Source organism: Streptomyces vietnamensis (assembly GCF_000830005.1).
Taxonomy (GTDB): domain Bacteria; phylum Actinomycetota; class Actinomycetes; order Streptomycetales; family Streptomycetaceae; genus Streptomyces; species Streptomyces vietnamensis.
The window spans coordinates 4463247-4478648 of record NZ_CP010407.1; the positions used below are offsets into that span (position 1 = coordinate 4463247).

General features: G+C 69.9%; 13 protein-coding genes and 1 tRNA gene. 8 read left to right on the forward strand and 6 right to left on the reverse strand.

Features of this window, described 5'->3' with window-relative positions; translation table 11 throughout:
* Positions 1 to 56: 56 nt before the first annotated feature.
* Positions 57 to 467, reverse strand: coding sequence for a nuclear transport factor 2 family protein (locus SVTN_RS20000; protein ID WP_041130336.1), 411 nt, complete (start codon positions 465 to 467; stop codon positions 57 to 59).
* Between the two features lie 67 nt (positions 468 to 534).
* Between SVTN_RS20000 and SVTN_RS20005 the strand changes: the two genes are divergently transcribed.
* From SVTN_RS20005 to purM, 4 genes are all read left to right on the forward strand, one after another.
* A complete protein-coding gene (locus SVTN_RS20005; RefSeq protein ID WP_041130337.1) occupies positions 535 to 1326 on the forward strand; it encodes a maleylpyruvate isomerase family mycothiol-dependent enzyme in 792 nt (263 codons plus the stop codon).
* Between the two features lie 91 nt (positions 1327 to 1417).
* Entirely contained in the window at positions 1418 to 2230 is an 813-nt protein-coding gene (locus SVTN_RS20010) for an META domain-containing protein (protein WP_041134073.1), read from the forward strand.
* Between the two features lie 216 nt (positions 2231 to 2446).
* Positions 2447 to 3973 (forward strand): amidophosphoribosyltransferase, encoded by a 1527-nt coding sequence (gene purF / locus SVTN_RS20015; protein ID WP_041130338.1) that lies wholly within the window; start codon positions 2447 to 2449, stop codon positions 3971 to 3973.
* Positions 3974 to 4057: 84 nt separating this feature from the next.
* Complete coding sequence (gene purM, locus SVTN_RS20020; protein ID WP_041130339.1) at positions 4058 to 5125, forward strand: phosphoribosylformylglycinamidine cyclo-ligase; 1068 nt, start codon at positions 4058 to 4060, stop codon at positions 5123 to 5125.
* Positions 5126 to 5310: 185 nt separating this feature from the next.
* On the opposite strand, the gene SVTN_RS20025 is transcribed toward purM, so the two are convergent.
* Both SVTN_RS20025 and SVTN_RS20030 read right to left on the reverse strand, forming a co-directional pair.
* The gene (locus SVTN_RS20025; RefSeq protein ID WP_041130340.1) at positions 5311 to 5565 is read right to left on the reverse strand and encodes a DUF3073 domain-containing protein; all 255 of its coding nucleotides are present in this window, start codon (positions 5563 to 5565) and stop codon (positions 5311 to 5313) included.
* A gap of 300 nt (positions 5566 to 5865) precedes the next feature.
* Positions 5866 to 6957, reverse strand: coding sequence for a Leu/Phe/Val dehydrogenase (locus SVTN_RS20030; protein ID WP_041134074.1), 1092 nt, complete (start codon positions 6955 to 6957; stop codon positions 5866 to 5868).
* Between the two features lie 156 nt (positions 6958 to 7113).
* Here SVTN_RS20030 and SVTN_RS20035 point away from each other — a divergent pair, with 156 nt between their 5' ends.
* Together SVTN_RS20035 and bldC are read left to right on the forward strand one after the other, a co-directional pair.
* Positions 7114 to 7965 (forward strand): DUF8083 family protein, encoded by an 852-nt coding sequence (locus SVTN_RS20035; RefSeq protein ID WP_041130341.1) that lies wholly within the window; start codon positions 7114 to 7116, stop codon positions 7963 to 7965.
* 534 nt (positions 7966 to 8499) lie between these two features.
* Positions 8500 to 8706: a developmental transcriptional regulator BldC gene (bldC, locus tag SVTN_RS20040; RefSeq protein ID WP_003949541.1), complete on the forward strand. Its 207-nt coding sequence runs from the start codon at positions 8500 to 8502 to the stop codon at positions 8704 to 8706.
* A gap of 341 nt (positions 8707 to 9047) precedes the next feature.
* On the opposite strand, the gene SVTN_RS45615 is transcribed toward bldC, so the two are convergent.
* From SVTN_RS45615 to hrpA, 3 genes are all read right to left on the reverse strand, one after another.
* The gene (locus SVTN_RS45615) at positions 9048 to 9269 is read right to left on the reverse strand and encodes a DUF6274 family protein (protein WP_041130342.1); all 222 of its coding nucleotides are present in this window, start codon (positions 9267 to 9269) and stop codon (positions 9048 to 9050) included.
* Positions 9270 to 9497: 228 nt separating this feature from the next.
* Positions 9498 to 9571: transfer RNA gene (locus tag SVTN_RS20050), tRNA-Asp, on the reverse strand.
* A gap of 100 nt (positions 9572 to 9671) precedes the next feature.
* Positions 9672 to 13640 (reverse strand): ATP-dependent RNA helicase HrpA, encoded by a 3969-nt coding sequence (gene hrpA / locus SVTN_RS20055; RefSeq protein ID WP_041130343.1) that lies wholly within the window; start codon positions 13638 to 13640, stop codon positions 9672 to 9674.
* 87 nt (positions 13641 to 13727) lie between these two features.
* Here hrpA and SVTN_RS20060 point away from each other — a divergent pair, with 87 nt between their 5' ends.
* Both SVTN_RS20060 and SVTN_RS20065 read left to right on the forward strand, forming a co-directional pair.
* Positions 13728 to 14474: a DsbA family protein gene (locus SVTN_RS20060; RefSeq protein WP_041130344.1), complete on the forward strand. Its 747-nt coding sequence runs from the start codon at positions 13728 to 13730 to the stop codon at positions 14472 to 14474.
* Positions 14471 to 15304, forward strand: a complete 834-nt coding sequence (locus SVTN_RS20065; protein ID WP_041130345.1) for a cytochrome c biogenesis CcdA family protein — start codon at positions 14471 to 14473, stop codon at positions 15302 to 15304. Before SVTN_RS20060 ends, SVTN_RS20065 begins: the two co-directional genes overlap by 4 nt.
* The last annotated feature ends 98 nt before the right edge of the window (positions 15305 to 15402 follow it).

The following is a 15402-nucleotide window of genomic DNA, read 5'->3' on the forward strand; positions in this document are numbered from 1 at the left end:
GTCGGTACGCAGACGGTGTGAGCCCCCGCTTTCGGGCGGGGGCTTTCCGTTGCCGGTCAGTCGTCCAGGGACATGAAGGCATCGAGTTCGGCGATGTCCTCGACACACTCGTCGATGTCGGAGGCCTTGCCGCCGACGAGGGTGAAGAAGAGGGCGCCGCGCATCTCGATCCCGCGGTCGCCGTGCTCGGCGAACCACTTGTGGGTCGAGATCACATGGCCCCGGCCGTCGGCGAAGACGCCGTCGAGTTCGACGCGGAAGGTGCCGCCGGTGTACTCGACCATGTCCCGGTACATGCCGAGGACGTTGTCCCGGCCCTTGAAGTGCCCGCCGAACCGGGTGGTGCCGGGCGCGTGGTGGGTGCAGTCACTGGTCAGCAGGGCGCCCAGTGCCTCCATGTCGCCTTTGCTGAACGCTTCGTAGCCCTGCCGCACGAGGGCGGCGTCGGGGTGCTCGTGGTGGGTCATGGTCCCGTCACAGCCTCTCGCGAAAAAGGGGACCTTCTCTTTCCAGTCTCAGCGCTAGCCTCGGGCCATGCCACCCGCCAAGAAGCGCCCCCGCACGTACGACTCCGCAAAGACCCGGGCCGCAGTCCTGGCCCAGTTCGGGCACGTCGCCGACGCCGTACGCGGTCTCGCACCGGACCAGTTGGCCCGTCCCACGCACCTGGGGGAGTGGACGGTCGCCGACCTCGCCGGGCACGTCGCGTGGATCGCCGACTCGCTGGCCCGCGGCCTCGACCGGCCGCCCGCCGCCGAGGGACGGCTCCTTCCGCACGACTGGCCCTTCACCACGGTCGCGCTGGCCGGGAAGATCTCCGACGCGGCGCGCGAGACGCTCACGGGGGCGCCCGTCCCCGAGCTGTACGAGCGGGCCGGCGCCAGGCTCACGGAAGCGCTGGCCAAGTACGGCGACGACCATGTGCTCGACCTGTGGATCGGGCCGATGCGCCTGGGGGACTTCCTCGTCACCCGTACCGTCGAACTCGTCGTCCACACCGACGACTTGAACCGGGCCGCCGGTCTCGACATCCCCTTCGACCGGCAGGCGCTCGCCGCCTGCACCCGGCTGCTCGCCGACGCGCTCGCCGTGAAGGCACCCGGCGGGGCGGTCGAGGTGCGGATCCCGCCGTTCGCGGTGGTGCAGTGCGTGGAGGGCCCCCGGCACACCCGGGGCACCCCGCCCAACGTGGTGGAGACGGACCCGCTGACCTGGATCAGGCTCGCCACGGGCCGTACGGAGTGGGCGGCGAAGCTGGACGAGGCGCACGTCAGCGCGAGCGGGGAGCGCGCGGATCTGAAGGACCTCCTCCCCCTGATGGCCTGAGCTCCCCCTGATGGCCCGGGCCCCGGACGGCCCCGGCCCCCCGGACGGCCCACGCCCGGAACCGTACGCCCTCCCGCTCCGTCCCACCGACATGCCGAAGCCACGCGCACTCGCCGTCCTGGTCCCCCTCCTGCTGCTCACCGCCTGCGGTACGGAGGGAGGCACCGGGTCCGGCGGCGCGGGCACCGTCTCCCCGGACCTGCCGGTCGCCGGCACGCACTGGACGGTCGACGCCGTCACGGTCGACGGCCGCAGGTCCACCGCGCCCGACGGCGCCCGCGTCGACTTCGAGGAGAACGGCCGGGCCCAGGGGAACGGCGGCTGCAACGCCTTCGGCGCCGACGTCGCCGTGCAGGGGGACACCCTCACCGTCACCCGGCACCAGTTCACCATGATGGGCTGCTCCGGCGACCGGGCCGCCTTCGAGCCGGAGTTCCTGGAGGCCTTCTCCGGTCCGCTGAAGGGGACGCTCAAGGGCGAGGACCTGCGGCTGACCTCGCCCGACGGCCGGAACGTCCTGGAGCTGACCGCCGAGCCGGCCGTCCCGCTGCGCGGCACCACGTGGAAGATCGACGGTCTCGTCTCGGGGGACACGGCATCCTCCCTGCCCGCCGGCAGCGGGGCCAAGGCCCGGTTCGTCATCGGCGCCGACGGCCGGGTCACCGGCAACCTCGGCTGCAACAACTTCTCCGCGCACGCCCGCCTCGACGAGAAGGCCCGGACCCTCACCGTCGAGGGCCCGGCGGCGACCACCCGGATGATCTGCACGCCCCCGCAGATGAAGCTGGAGACGAGGCTGTACGAGCTCCTCGACGGCCCGCTCACCTATCGGCTGAACCACCGAACCCTGACGCTCACCGACGCCTCCGGCGAGGGCCTCACGGCGGCCGCGACCGCCCGCTGAGCGGCCGCCGACTGCGGCGTCCGTCACATCGCGGGACCGCCCCGGGCCTGGTACGAGCGTCCGCTCGACGGGGCCCGGGGGTCGGAATCCCTTACCCCGCCTGCTTCGTGGGCCCCTCCAAGCCGCAATCGATCATTTGGTGCGATCGCACGAGTGCGGCCACCTCTGCATTTCGCCAATTCGGACCAGTGGTCGAGCCCGTCTACACTCGGAAACGTGCCACGCGGAGACGGTCGACTCAATCACGATCTGCTCCCCGGTGAGAAAGGCCCCCAGGACGCTTGTGGCGTCTTCGGTGTCTGGGCTCCGGGTGAAGAGGTCGCAAAGCTCACGTACTTCGGGCTCTACGCCCTCCAGCATCGGGGTCAGGAATCCGCGGGAATCGCGGTAAGCAACGGCTCCCAGATCCTCGTCTTCAAGGACATGGGACTTGTCTCCCAGGTCTTCGACGAGACTTCTCTCGGTTCCCTCCAGGGTCATATCGCGGTCGGTCACGCCCGCTACTCGACCACTGGTGCTTCTGTGTGGGAGAACGCGCAGCCGACGTTCCGGGCAACCGCCCACGGCTCGATCGCGCTCGGCCACAACGGCAACCTGGTCAACACGGCGCAGCTCGCCGAGATGGTCGCCGACCTCCCGAAGAAGGAGGGGCGCACCAACCGGGTCGCCGCCACCAACGACACCGACCTGGTCACCGCGCTCCTCGCGGGCCAGGTGGACGAGGACGGCACGCCGCTCACCATCGAGCAGGCGGCCGCGAAGGTCCTCCCCGACGTCCGGGGCGCCTTCTCCCTCGTCTTCATGGACGAGCACACGCTCTACGCGGCCCGTGACCCGCAGGGCATCCGCCCGCTGGTCCTCGGCCGTCTGGAGCGCGGCTGGGTGGTCGCCTCCGAGTCCGCCGCCCTCGACATCTGCGGCGCCAGCTTCGTCCGCGAGGTCGAGCCGGGCGAGATGATCGCGATCGACGAGAACGGCATCCGCACCTCGCGATTCGCGGAAGCGAAGCCCAAGGGCTGTGTCTTCGAGTACGTGTACCTGGCCCGTCCCGACACGGACATCGCCGGCCGGAACGTGTACCTCTCCCGCGTGGAGATGGGCCGCCGCCTCGCCAAGGAGGCGCCGGTCGAGGCCGACCTGGTGATAGCGACGCCGGAGTCCGGCACCCCGGCCGCCATCGGCTACGCCGAGGCCTCGGGCATCCCCTTCGGCGCGGGCCTGGTGAAGAACGCCTACGTCGGGCGCACCTTCATCCAGCCCTCCCAGACCATCCGCCAGCTGGGCATCCGGCTGAAGCTGAACCCCCTCAAGGAAGTCATCAAGGGGAAGAAGCTCGTGGTCGTCGACGACTCGATCGTCCGCGGCAACACCCAGCGCGCCCTGGTCCGGATGCTCCGCGAGGCCGGTGCGGCCGAGGTCCACATCCGGATCTCCTCGCCGCCGGTCAAGTGGCCCTGCTTCTTCGGCATCGACTTCGCGACCCGCGCGGAGCTGATCGCCAACGGGATGTCGGTCGAGGAGATCGGCAAGTCGCTGGGCGCGGACTCGCTCTCGTACATCTCCCTGGAGGGGATGATCGAGGCGACCACGATCCAGAAGCCGAACCTCTGCCGTGCCTGCTTCGACGGCGAGTACCCGATGGAGCTCCCGGACCCCGAGCTGCTCGGCAAGCAGCTCCTGGAGACCGAGCTGGCCGCAGGACCTGCCGCCACCGCGGCCTCCGACGCCCTCCGTCGCCCGTAAGACCCCGCCGCCCGCGCCGCGACCCGCGGCGCGGGCGGTACGAGCAGCACGAGCTGTAGTACGACGACACGAAAGTTCTCACCCATGTCTGAGACCACCGGTGCCAGCTACGCGTCCGCGGGCGTCGACATCGAAGCGGGCGACCGCGCCGTCGAGCTCATGAAGGAGTGGGTGAAGAAGACGCAGCGCCCCGAGGTCCTCGGCGGCCTCGGCGGTTTCGCCGGCCTCTTCGACGCCTCCGCCCTCAAGCGCTACGAGCGTCCGCTGCTCGCCTCCGCGACCGACGGCGTCGGCACGAAGGTCGACATCGCCCGCCAGATGGGCGTGTACGACACGATCGGCCACGACCTGGTCGCGATGGTCATGGACGACATCGTCGTCTGCGGCGCCGAGCCGCTCTTCATGACCGACTACATCTGCGTCGGCAAGGTCCACCCCGAGCGGGTCGCCGCCATCGTCAAGGGCATCGCCGAGGGCTGCGTCCTCGCCGGCTGCGCCCTGGTCGGCGGCGAGACGGCGGAGCACCCGGGCCTCCTCGGCCCGGACGACTTCGACGTCGCCGGCGCGGGCACGGGCGTCGTGGAGTACGACCGGCTGCTCGGCGCCGACCGCATCCGTATGGGGGACGCGGTCATCGCCATGGCCTCCTCGGGCCTTCACTCCAACGGGTACTCGCTCGTCCGGCACGTGGTCTTCGACCGCGCCGGCATGACCCTCGACCAGCAGGTCGAGGAGCTCGGCCGGACGCTCGGCGAGGAGCTCCTGGAGCCCACGAAGATCTACTCGCTCGACTGCCTGGCCCTCACCCGGACCACGGACGTCCACGCCTTCAGCCACATCACGGGCGGCGGCCTCGCCGCCAACCTGGCGCGGGTGATCCCGGACGGGCTGCACGCCACGGTCGACCGTTCGACCTGGACGCCGGGCGCGATCTTCGACCTGGTCGGCAAGGCCGGTCAGGTGGAGCGCCTGGAGCTGGAGAAGACCCTGAACATGGGCGTCGGCATGATGGCCGTCGTGCCGGCCGGGTCCGTGGACGTGGCCCTGGCGACGCTGGCGGACCGCGGGGTCGAGGCCTGGGTCGCGGGCGAGATCACCGAGCGCGGGGCGCACACGACCGGCGCCGAGCTGGTCGGCACGTATTCAAATTAGAAACGCCGCGAAGCAGTAGTCGAAGTAGTAGTCACGAGAAGTACGAGGCGGGGCGCTCCTGAGGGGGCGCCCCGTCGGCGTATCCGCCCACAGAGGCGTCCCGTGTGCGGAAGAGGCGTCTTGTGTGCGGACAGCACAGAAACCCGGCCGGGTGACCCCGGTCCGGGTTTCGGTGATTCAGAAGGTCAAGCGCGACGCGGGGACGCAGAGGGACCGGACTCGTCGTCCTCGTCCTCGTCGTCCGTGTTGTAGAGATCCGCGTACTGGGCGTACGGGTCGTCTTCCTCGTCGTCGTCCTCGAACGGCTCGCCATTCGGCGGCTGGCTCGAAGTCGAAGCGCCCAGCTCATTGGCCAGACGCGTCAGGTCTGTCCCGCCGCTGCTGTACTTCAGCTGGCGGGCGACCTTGGTCTGCTTGGCCTTTGCCCGGCCGCGCCCCATGGCTCGACCCCCTCGGTGACGGGGCTCGTCGGCCCCAGAGTCTTGACACGCGTTCATGATTCGGAACGGACTCTCGGTAGAGAGACCGGTCCGTAGGGCTTCAACGGTACCTGTTTCCGTGGGTCTACGGTACGCCGCGCGCATCACATACCCCGGTACAGAACCATCGAGGTGCCCTTTCCTCGCTGGTCAATCGCGATTTTAACCTCTTCTTGAGGGCCGACCCGCCGAGAGGCGTGAGCGAAGTCTCTCCACGGGCTTCCCGTGGTCTCCCCTGCGGCGGGCCCGCCCCCGTGCGGATCAGCCGCGGCGGGCGTCCGCCATGCGCTGCTCGGCGATCCGGTCGGCCGCGGCGGCCGGCGGAATGCCGTCGGACTTCGCACGTGCGAAGATCTCCAGGGTGGTGTCGAAGATCTTCGTCGCCTTGGCCTTGCAGCGGTCGAAGTCGAAGCCGTGCAGCTCGTCGGCGACCTGGATCACGCCACCGGCGTTGACCACGTAGTCGGGCGCGTAGAGGATCCCGCGCGCCTCCAGGTCCTTCTCGACGCCCGGGTGCGCCAGCTGGTTGTTGGCCGCGCCGCAGACGATCTTCGCGGTGAGGGCCGGGACGGTCTCGTCGTTCAGGGCGCCGCCCAGCGCGCAGGGGGCGTAGACGTCGAGGCCCTCGACGCGGATCAGGGCGTCGGTGTCGGCGACGACGGTGACCTGCGGGTGCTTGTCGGTGATCCGGCGCACCGACTCCTCGCGCACATCGGTGATCACGACCTCGGCGCCGTCCTCCAGGAGGTGCTCGACGAGGTAGTGGCCGACCTTGCCGACGCCCGCGACGCCGACCTTGCGGCCGCGCAGCGTCGGGTCGCCCCACAGGGTCTGCGCGGCGGCGCGCATGCCCTGGAAGACGCCGAAGGCGGTGAGGACGGAGGAGTCGCCGGCGCCGCCGTTCTCGGGGGAGCGGCCGGTGGTCCACTGGTTGGTGCGGGCGACGACGTCCATGTCGGCGACGTAGGTGCCGACGTCGCAGGCCGTGACGTACCGGCCGCCGAGGGAGGCCACGAAGCGGCCGTAGGCGAGGAGGAGCTCCTCGGTCTTGATCTTCTCCGGGTCGCCGATGATGACGGCCTTGCCGCCGCCCAGGTCGAGTCCGGCCATGGCGTTCTTGTACGACATGCCGCGCGACAGGTTGAGCGCGTCGGCGATCGCCTCGGCCTCGGTGGCGTACGGGTAGAAGCGGGTGCCGCCGAGGGCCGGGCCCAGGGCGGTGTTGTGGATGGCGATGACGGCCTTGAGGCCGGTGGCGCGGTCCTGGCAGAGCACGACTTGCTCGTGGCCACCCTGCTCCGAGTGGAACAGGGTGCTCAGTACGTCAGCAGGAACGCCGGTCACATCGGTCACGGTGGTGACTCCCAAGTACGAAGCGGCGGTTTGCGGCCCTCCCTACGGGTGGGGGAGGACCAGTTCGGCAAGAGGGTAAGTCCTACCTGGGCGTAGATCGGCCGCAGTGCCGAGGATCACCCCCTCGGGGAGTACCTCCGTGGAAGGATTCGCGACATGTCGGTCGCTCCCACGGTCCCCGTTCCCTACGCGTCCTATCTGCGGGTGTACGAGCCGCTGGCCGCGTTCCCCGAGCCGGAGCGGTCCCACTGGGCCCGGTACGCCCGCCGGCCGCGCACCCCGGGGGCGCAGGAGGAGCTGCGGCGCTCGCTCGCGGACCTGCTGCCGACGCCCCCGGTGCCGGTGCCGGTCCACGAGAGCGGGGAGGCCTTCGTCGCGCACCTGGACGGGGTGGTGGTGATCTGCCCGTGGCGGACCCGGCTGCGCGGCTGGCTGGCCATGGAGGAGCTGGCGGCCGGTCCGTACCCGGCGCCGGTGCTCGACGCGATGCTGCCGCCGGTGGTGCGCCGGCAGGTGGCCGGCGACTACGAGCGGTGGTTGCTGCGGAACCCGGACGCCCGGCCGTGGATCCGTACCGGGGTGTGGCAGGTGCCGCTGCGCTGGTTCGCGCTCTTCGGGGACGAGGACAGGGAGTACGAGCCGGGGGACCGCGCGGCGGGCCGGGCGCCGGTGCTCCGCTACCGGACGACGATGGCGCAGGCGCGGCGGCGGCTCGCGCGGGCGCTGAAGGCGCTGCGGGAGTCGATCGACGACGGTCCCATGACGGAGGGCCTGATCGAGGTGGGGCGCTGGCTGGAGGAGTTCCATCCGCGGGCGCTCGTGGAGCTGGACTTCGGGGGGCTGGTGCACGCGCTGCCGGCCCGGTGGCTGGCGGAGGATCGCTCGGCGGCCCAACTGGCGGAGGGGATCGCCGCGCTGCGGGCCGGGGACGGCGAGGCGGCGAGCGAGGTGTACGGACGTCTCGCGGAACGCTGGCGGACGGTCAGGGACCTGCGGTTCGCGAACTGACATCAGTCGGACAGATTCGTCAGGTCGGTATCGACAAGACATGTCAGGCGGGTGTAAATGATCTTCAGGCGACCGGGTGACGTCGTGCAAGGACGTTGGTCCCGATCCGGGCCTTTGGCTCAAGCGTGACGGACAGCACGTAACGCACCCTTGCGTCGATCGCCCACCCTCGTGCCAAAATAGGACAAGGAGTCCGGGGAGGGTTCCTTCCGCCCAAGTTCGGGCGGAACGCTCAGCATTGCACTCTATGGGGGGTCTGAGGACTCCTGATCGCTCTGTGACTGATCGTCACAGCGGTGTGACTGTCCGTTATGGCATGGTCGGTCGACTTCCGCCGCTGATGAACACCTGCGAGGGCAATTCCATCGGTTTGGCCGACGCGGCTGGACGGATGGTGTAGTTGTAGTGCCGAGGACAAGCCGTTCGTCCTATAACCGACTCGACCCGCTTCTGCCATTTCGGGCAAGGCGGGTCAAGGTGCAGAATTTAGAGGAAAGAACCGAGATTGGTTCGGTTCTCCCGAGGAGGCCGCTCATGACCGCTCGCACCCCTGATGCCGAGCCGCTGCTGACCCCTGCCGAGGTTGCCACGATGTTCCGCGTGGACCCGAAGACGGTGACCCGTTGGGCAAAGGCGGGCAAGCTCACGTCCATCCGCACCCTGGGTGGGCACCGCCGGTACCGCGAGGCCGAGGTTCGCGCTCTGCTGGCGGGCATTCCGCAGCAGCGCAGCGAGGCCTGAGGTCGCGCAGAACCCTGCAGAACCCTGCAACACCCCGTAACACCGGGCCCGTCCGGATCCCCCAATCCGGTCGCCCACCCCTAGTACTGCCGACGGACTCCTGCCCCAACAGGTCTTCGTCAACGATCGCGCTGGACTCCGCCGGGTCCAGCGCGATCTTTTTTGTGCCCGGCGCCACACTCTCTCCGGAGTGGTGCAATTGCACATATTAAATCGGGGTGGTGTAGGGAGGGTGTAAGTGTGGTCGTTCCTGAAACGGTTTCAGTGACACCCGTCACATCGGCGATCTCTTGCCAAGGAACAGCCTCCCACTTCGCGGAGCGCCCCCAACCCGCCGTTGGTCATGGGCTGGTGGGACTTTCGTCCTCACTGCTCTCCGCCGCCGCCTCCGGCTCCTCCGCCACCTCCGCCGGCTCTTCCGGCTCGGGGAGCTCCATGGCGAGCCGCAGGAGGCGATGGCAGACCGCGCACTGACGGGTGAGGTGTCCGTACCGCGACGCGGCCGCCAGATGGGCACGCAGCAGCGCTCGTGTGTCATGCCGTGCTGCGGACGCCGCGGCCATGCGCGACCACCTCCGGTGTGGGCCCCCGATTCCCTGAAGTCCGGGGTACCGGCGGGCGCGCGACCCCGTCAAGACACGGGAACACAACGAAGGCCCGCATCTCACGATGCGGGCCTTCGGCGAGGCGATCCTGACGGGACTTGCTGTGTCGATTCGCGGCTCCGCCGCGTGGCGCGACCTCGGTGCACGGCGAAGGCCCGCACCTTCTGGTGCGGGCCTTCGTTTTTGCGATCCTGACGGGACTTGAACCCGCGACCTCCACCTTGACAGGGTGGCGAGCTAACCAACTGCTCCACAGGACCTTGGCTGCGAGACAGACTGTACAGCAGGTCAGGGGGTGCGGTCGAACTCACCGACGGCGAGGGGTCCGCTACGGGGCCGCTCGCCGTCGGCGGGGCCCCCTTACGGGGCCGCCGCGTCGATCGCCTTCACGATCCGCTTGTCCGAGATCGGGTACGCCGTGCCCAGCGCGTGCGCGAAGTAGCTCACCCGCAGCTCCTCGATCATCCAGCGGATGTCGGTGACCTCGGACGGCACCGGACGCCCCTTCGGGAGCTGCTCCAGGAGCCAGGCGTACTCGTCCTGCATCTCCTGGACCTTCTCCATCCGGGTGGTGTCCCGCTGGACCCCGGTCGGCATCTGCTGGAGCCGCCGGTCCACCGCCACCAGGTAGCGCATCAGGTCCGGGAGCCGCTTCAGGCCCGTACGGGTGACGAAGCCGGCCGGCATCAGCCAGGCGAGCTGCGCCTTCACGTCGGTCAGGTTGTTGATCAGGGCCAGGCTGTTCGTCGACTTCAGCCGGCGCTCGCACGCCTGCCAGGCCGCCAGGATCTGCTGGACCTGGCCCACCGTCCGCACCGTCGTGTCCACCAGGTCGGCGCGGACCTTGTCGTACAGCTTCCGGAAGGACTCCTCGTCCCAGGCCGGGCCGCCGTGGTCCGCGATCAGCTTGTCGGCCGCGGCGGTGGCGCAGTCGTCGAAGAGGGCCTGGATCGAGCCGTGCGGGTTCGACGACAGGGCCAGCTTCTGCTGGTTGGTCAGCTTGTCCGAGGCGAACTTCGCCGGGTTCACCGGGATGTTCAGCATGATCAGCTTCCGGGTGCCCCGCCACATCGCCTGCGCCTGCTCGGCCTCCGAGTCGAAGAGCCGCACGGCCACGCTGTCGCCCTCGTCGACCAGCGCCGGGTACGCCTTGACCGGCTGGCCGCCCCGCTTGGTCTCGAAGACCTTCGTGAGCGTCCCGATCGTCCAGTCCTTGAGGCCCGTGCGCTCCAGGGAGGGCCCGGAGCCGTCCGGGCCGCCCGTGGCCGCCGCAGCGGCCTTGGAGAGCGCCTGACGGGCCTTGGGACGCAGCTTCAGCCGCAGCGTCTCCAGGTCCTTGTCCTCGGCCAGCTTCCGGCGCCGCTCGTCGACGATCCGGAAGGTCACCTTGAGGTGCTCGGGGACCTTCGCCCAGTCGAAGTCCTCGGCCGTCACCGGGACGCCGACCATCCGCTGGAGCTCCCGGGCGAGCGCGCCCGTCAGCGGCTCCTGGACGGGGACGACCGTGTCCAGGAAGCGGGTCGCGAAGTTCGGCGCCGGGACGTAGTGGCGGCGGATCGGCTTCGGGAGCGACCGGATGAGCTCGGTGACGACCTCGGCGCGCAGACCCGGGATCTGCCACTCGAAGCCCTCGTCCGTCACCTGGTTGAGCACCTGGAGCGGTACGTGGACGGTCACGCCGTCCGCGTCCGCGCCCGGCTCGAACTGGTACGTCACCCGGAACTTCAGCGCGCCCTGGCGCCAGGAGTCCGGATAGTCGTCCTTGGTGACCGCCCCGGCCTTCTCGTTGATGAGCATCTCGCGCTCGAAGTCGAGGAACTCCGGCTCCTCGCGGCGCTTGTGCTTCCACCAGGAGTCGAAGTGGGCGCCGGACACGACGTGTTCGGGGACGCGCTTGTCGTAGAAGTCGAAGAGCGTCTCGTCGTCGACGAGGATGTCCCGGCGCCTGGCCCGGTGTTCGAGCTCCTCGACCTCGGTCAGCAGCTTGCGGTTGTCCGCGAAGAACTTGTGGTGCGTGCGCCAGTCGCCCTCGACGAGCGCGTTCCGGATGAACAGGTCGCGGGAGACCTCCGGGTCGATCCGCCCGTAGTTCACCTTGCGGTCGGCGACGATCGGGACGCCGTACAGCGTCACCTTCTCGAAGGCCATCACGGCCGCCTGGTCCTTCTCCCAGTGCGGCTCGCTGTACGTCTTCTTCACCAGGTGCTGCGCGAGCGGTTCGATCCACTCGGGCTCGATCCGGGCGTTGACCCGGGCCCAGAGCCGCGAGGTCTCCACCAGCTCGGCGGACATGACGAAGCGCGGGGGCTTCTTGAAGAGCGCGGAGCCGGGGAAGATCGCGAACTTGGCGTTCCGCGCGCCCAGGTACTCGTTCCGAGTGCCCTCGCGCTTCGAGCCCTGGCTCTCCTTGCTCTCCTTCACGTCCTTCAGACCGATGTGGGAGAGCAGGCCGGAGAGCAGGGAGACGTGCACGGACTGCTCCGGCGCGTCCTCCTCGTTCAGATGGATGCCCATCTGCTTGGCGACCGTCCGCAGCTGGGCGTAGATGTCCTGCCACTCGCGGATGCGCAGGAAGTTCAGGTACTCCTGCTTGCACATCCGGCGGAAGGACGAGGAGCCGCGCTCCTTCTGCTGCTCGCGGACGTACCGCCACAGGTTGAGGAAGGCGAGGAAGTCGCTCGTCTCGTCCTTGAAGCGGGCGTGCTGCTGATCGGCCTGCGCCTGCTTGTCGGACGGCCGCTCGCGCGGGTCCTGGATGGACAGCGCCGCCGCGATCACCATGACCTCGCGGACGCAGCCGTTCTTGTCGGCCTCCAGGACCATCCGGGCGAGCCGCGGGTCCACCGGCAGCTGGGACAGCTTCCGGCCCTGCTGCGTGAGCCGCTTCTTCGGGTCCTTCTCCGCCGGGTCGATCGCGCCGAGCTCCTGGAGGAGCTGCACGCCGTCCCGGATGTTCCGGTGGTCCGGCGGGTCGATGAAGGGGAACTTCTCGATGTCGCCGAGGCCGGCCGCGGTCATCTGGAGGATGACGGAGGCCAGGTTCGTACGGAGGATCTCCGCGTCCGTGAACTCCGGACGGGTGAGGAAGTCGTCCTCGGAGTAGAGGCGGATGCAGATGCCGTCGCTCGTACGGCCGCAGCGGCCCTTGCGCTGGTTGGCGCTGGCCTGGCTGATCGGCTCGATCGGGAGGCGCTGCACCTTGGTCCGGTGCGAGTAGCGCGAGATGCGGGCGGTGCCCGGGTCGATCACGTACTTGATGCCGGGGACGGTCAGGGAGGTCTCGGCGACGTTCGTCGCGAGGACGATCCGGCGGCCGGAGTGCGCCTGGAAGACCCGGTGCTGCTCGGCGTGCGAAAGCCGGGCGTAGAGCGGGAGGATCTCGGTGTTGAAGAGCTTCTTCTTGATCAGCGCGTCCGCCGTGTCGCGGATCTCGCGCTCGCCGGAGAGGAAGACCAGGACGTCGCCCGGTCCCTCCTTCTGGAGCTCGTCGACGGCGTCGCAGATCGCGGTGATCTGGTCCCGGTCGGACTCCTCGCTGTCCTCTTCGAGGAGCGGGCGGTAGCGGACCTCGACCGGATACGTACGGCCGGAGACCTCGACGATCGGGGCGTCGCCGAAGTGGCGGGAGAAGCGCTCCGGATCGATCGTCGCGGAGGTGATCACGACCTTCAGGTCGGGGCGCTTCGGAAGCAGCTGGGCCAGATAGCCGAGCAGGAAGTCGATGTTGAGGGACCGCTCGTGGGCCTCGTCGATGATGATCGTGTCGTACGCGCGCAGCTCGCGGTCCGTCTGGATCTCGGCGAGCAGGATGCCGTCCGTCATCAGCTTCACGAAGGTCGCGTCCGGGTTCACCTGGTCGGTGAAGCGGACCTTCCAGCCGACGGCCTCGCCCAGCGGGGTCTTCAGCTCCTCGGCGACGCGCTCGGCGACCGTGCGGGCGGCGATCCGGCGGGGCTGGGTGTGCCCGATCATGCCCCGGACGCCCCGGCCCAGCTCCAGACAGATCTTCGGGATCTGCGTGGTCTTTCCGGAACCCGTCTCACCGGCGACGATCACGACCTGGTGGTCGCGTATCGCCTCCAGGATCTCGTCCTTCTTCTGGGAGACGGGCAGCTGCTCGGGGTACGTGACCGCGGGCACGCGGGAGGCGCGCCCGTCGGTGCGCTCCTTGGCCTTGGCCGCCTCTGCGGCGATCTCGTCCAGGACGGCCGCGCGGGCCTCGGGCTTGCGGATGCGGCGGGCGCCTTCGAGACGGCGGCCGAGCCGGTGCGAGTCCCGCAGCGAGACCTCGGCCAGGACGGACTGGAGGGCGGCGAAGGAAGTAGACATACGGGATCCAGGATCGCACCTGCGGACGAGAAGCGGCGAACCCATTTACGAGCGGCTTCCCCGGGGGTGGATGCCTATCGTTCCTGCATGCCCACGTCCACGTCCACGTCCAAGTCCAAGCCGCTCATGATCGTCTCCGGGGTGGCGGTTGCCGCCGTACTGGCCGGCCTCGCCTCGTACACCGCCACCAAGCCCGCGTCCCCCGGCGCCTCCGGCTCCTCGTCCGTCGCCGAGGTCTCCGCCGACCCCTCCGCCGGCGTCTACGCCGACCTGGAGGCGTACGCCCGCCGCGACGCCTCCGACAAGCTCGCCCTCGGCCGCGCCGACGCGCCCGTCGTGCTCATCGAGTACGCCGACTTCAAGTGCGGCTACTGCGGGAAGTTCGCCCGCGACACCGAGCCCGTCCTGGTGAAGAAGTACGTCGAGAAGGGCGTCCTGCGCATCGAGTGGCGGAACTTCCCGATCTTCGGCGAGGAGTCGGAGAACGCCGCCCGCGCCTCCTGGGCGGCCGGGCGGCAGGGCCGGTTCTGGGAGTTCCACAAGGCCGCCTACGCCGAGGGCGCCAAGGAGAAGGGCTTCGGCAAGGAGCGCCTCGCCGCCCTCGCGAAGGAGGCCGGCGTGGCCGACCTCGGCCGGTTCGCGAAGGACAGCGACAGCGCGGCGGCCCGGGAGGCCGTCGGCAAGGACCAGGAACAGGGGTACGCGCTCGGCGCCACCTCCACCCCGTCCTTCCTGATCAACGGCCGCCCGATCGCCGGAGCCCAGCCCCTGGAGACCTTCACGGAGGCCATCGAGGCGGCGGCGAAGGCCGCGCCTTCGAAGGGCGAGCAGTGACCTCGGGCATCGGCTACTTCGCCGCCTTCCTCGGCGGCCTCCTCGCCCTGCTCAGCCCGTGCAGCGCCCTGCTCCTGCCCGCCTTCTTCGCGTACTCGATCGACACGCGCGCGAAGCTCGTGGCCAGGACCGGCATCCTCTACGCGGGCCTGGCGACCACCCTCGTCCCGCTCGGCGCGGCCGGCTCCCTCGCGGGCCGGTTCTTCTACGGCCACCGGGACCTGCTCGTCACCGCCGGGGGCTGGCTGATCATCGGGCTCGGCGTCCTCCAGATCCTCGGCCTCGGCTTCACCTCCCGCCGGATCGCCGAGGCGAGCGGCCGCATCCGGCCCACCTCGGCGCTCTCCGTCTACGCCCTCGGCCTGGTCTACGGCCTCGCCGGCTTCTGCGCGGGCCCGATCCTCGGCAGCGTCCTGACGGTGGCGGCGCTGAGCGGCAGCCCGGCGTACGGCGGACTGCTCCTCGCGGTGTACGCGCTCGGCATGGCCGTCCCGCTGTTCGTCCTGGCGCTGCTCTGGGACCGGTACGAGCTGGGCCGGCGGCGCTGGCTGCGCGGCCGCCCGCTCCGTATCGGCCGCTTCGAGGTGCACTTCACCTCGCTGCTCTCGGGCCTCTTCTTCATCGCCCTCGGCACCCTGTTCCTCGTCTTCGACGGGACGACGGCGCTGCCGGGCCTGCTGTCGGTGGACGAGTCCTTCGCCGTGGAGGAGCGGGTCGCCTCGCTCGGCCGTTCGGTGCCGGACTGGGCGCTGCTCGTCGCGGTCGTGGCGGCGGTGGGCCTCGGGTTCGCGCTGCGGGGCCGCAGGGCGCGGCGGCGCGAGGAGGTCTGAGCGGTGGCTGCGGGGAGGGGCGCGGGCCCCTTCCCGTACGGCCGCACCTCTCGGGGAACGAAGAAGGCCCCGTTCTTTCGAACGGGGCCTTCTCTCTG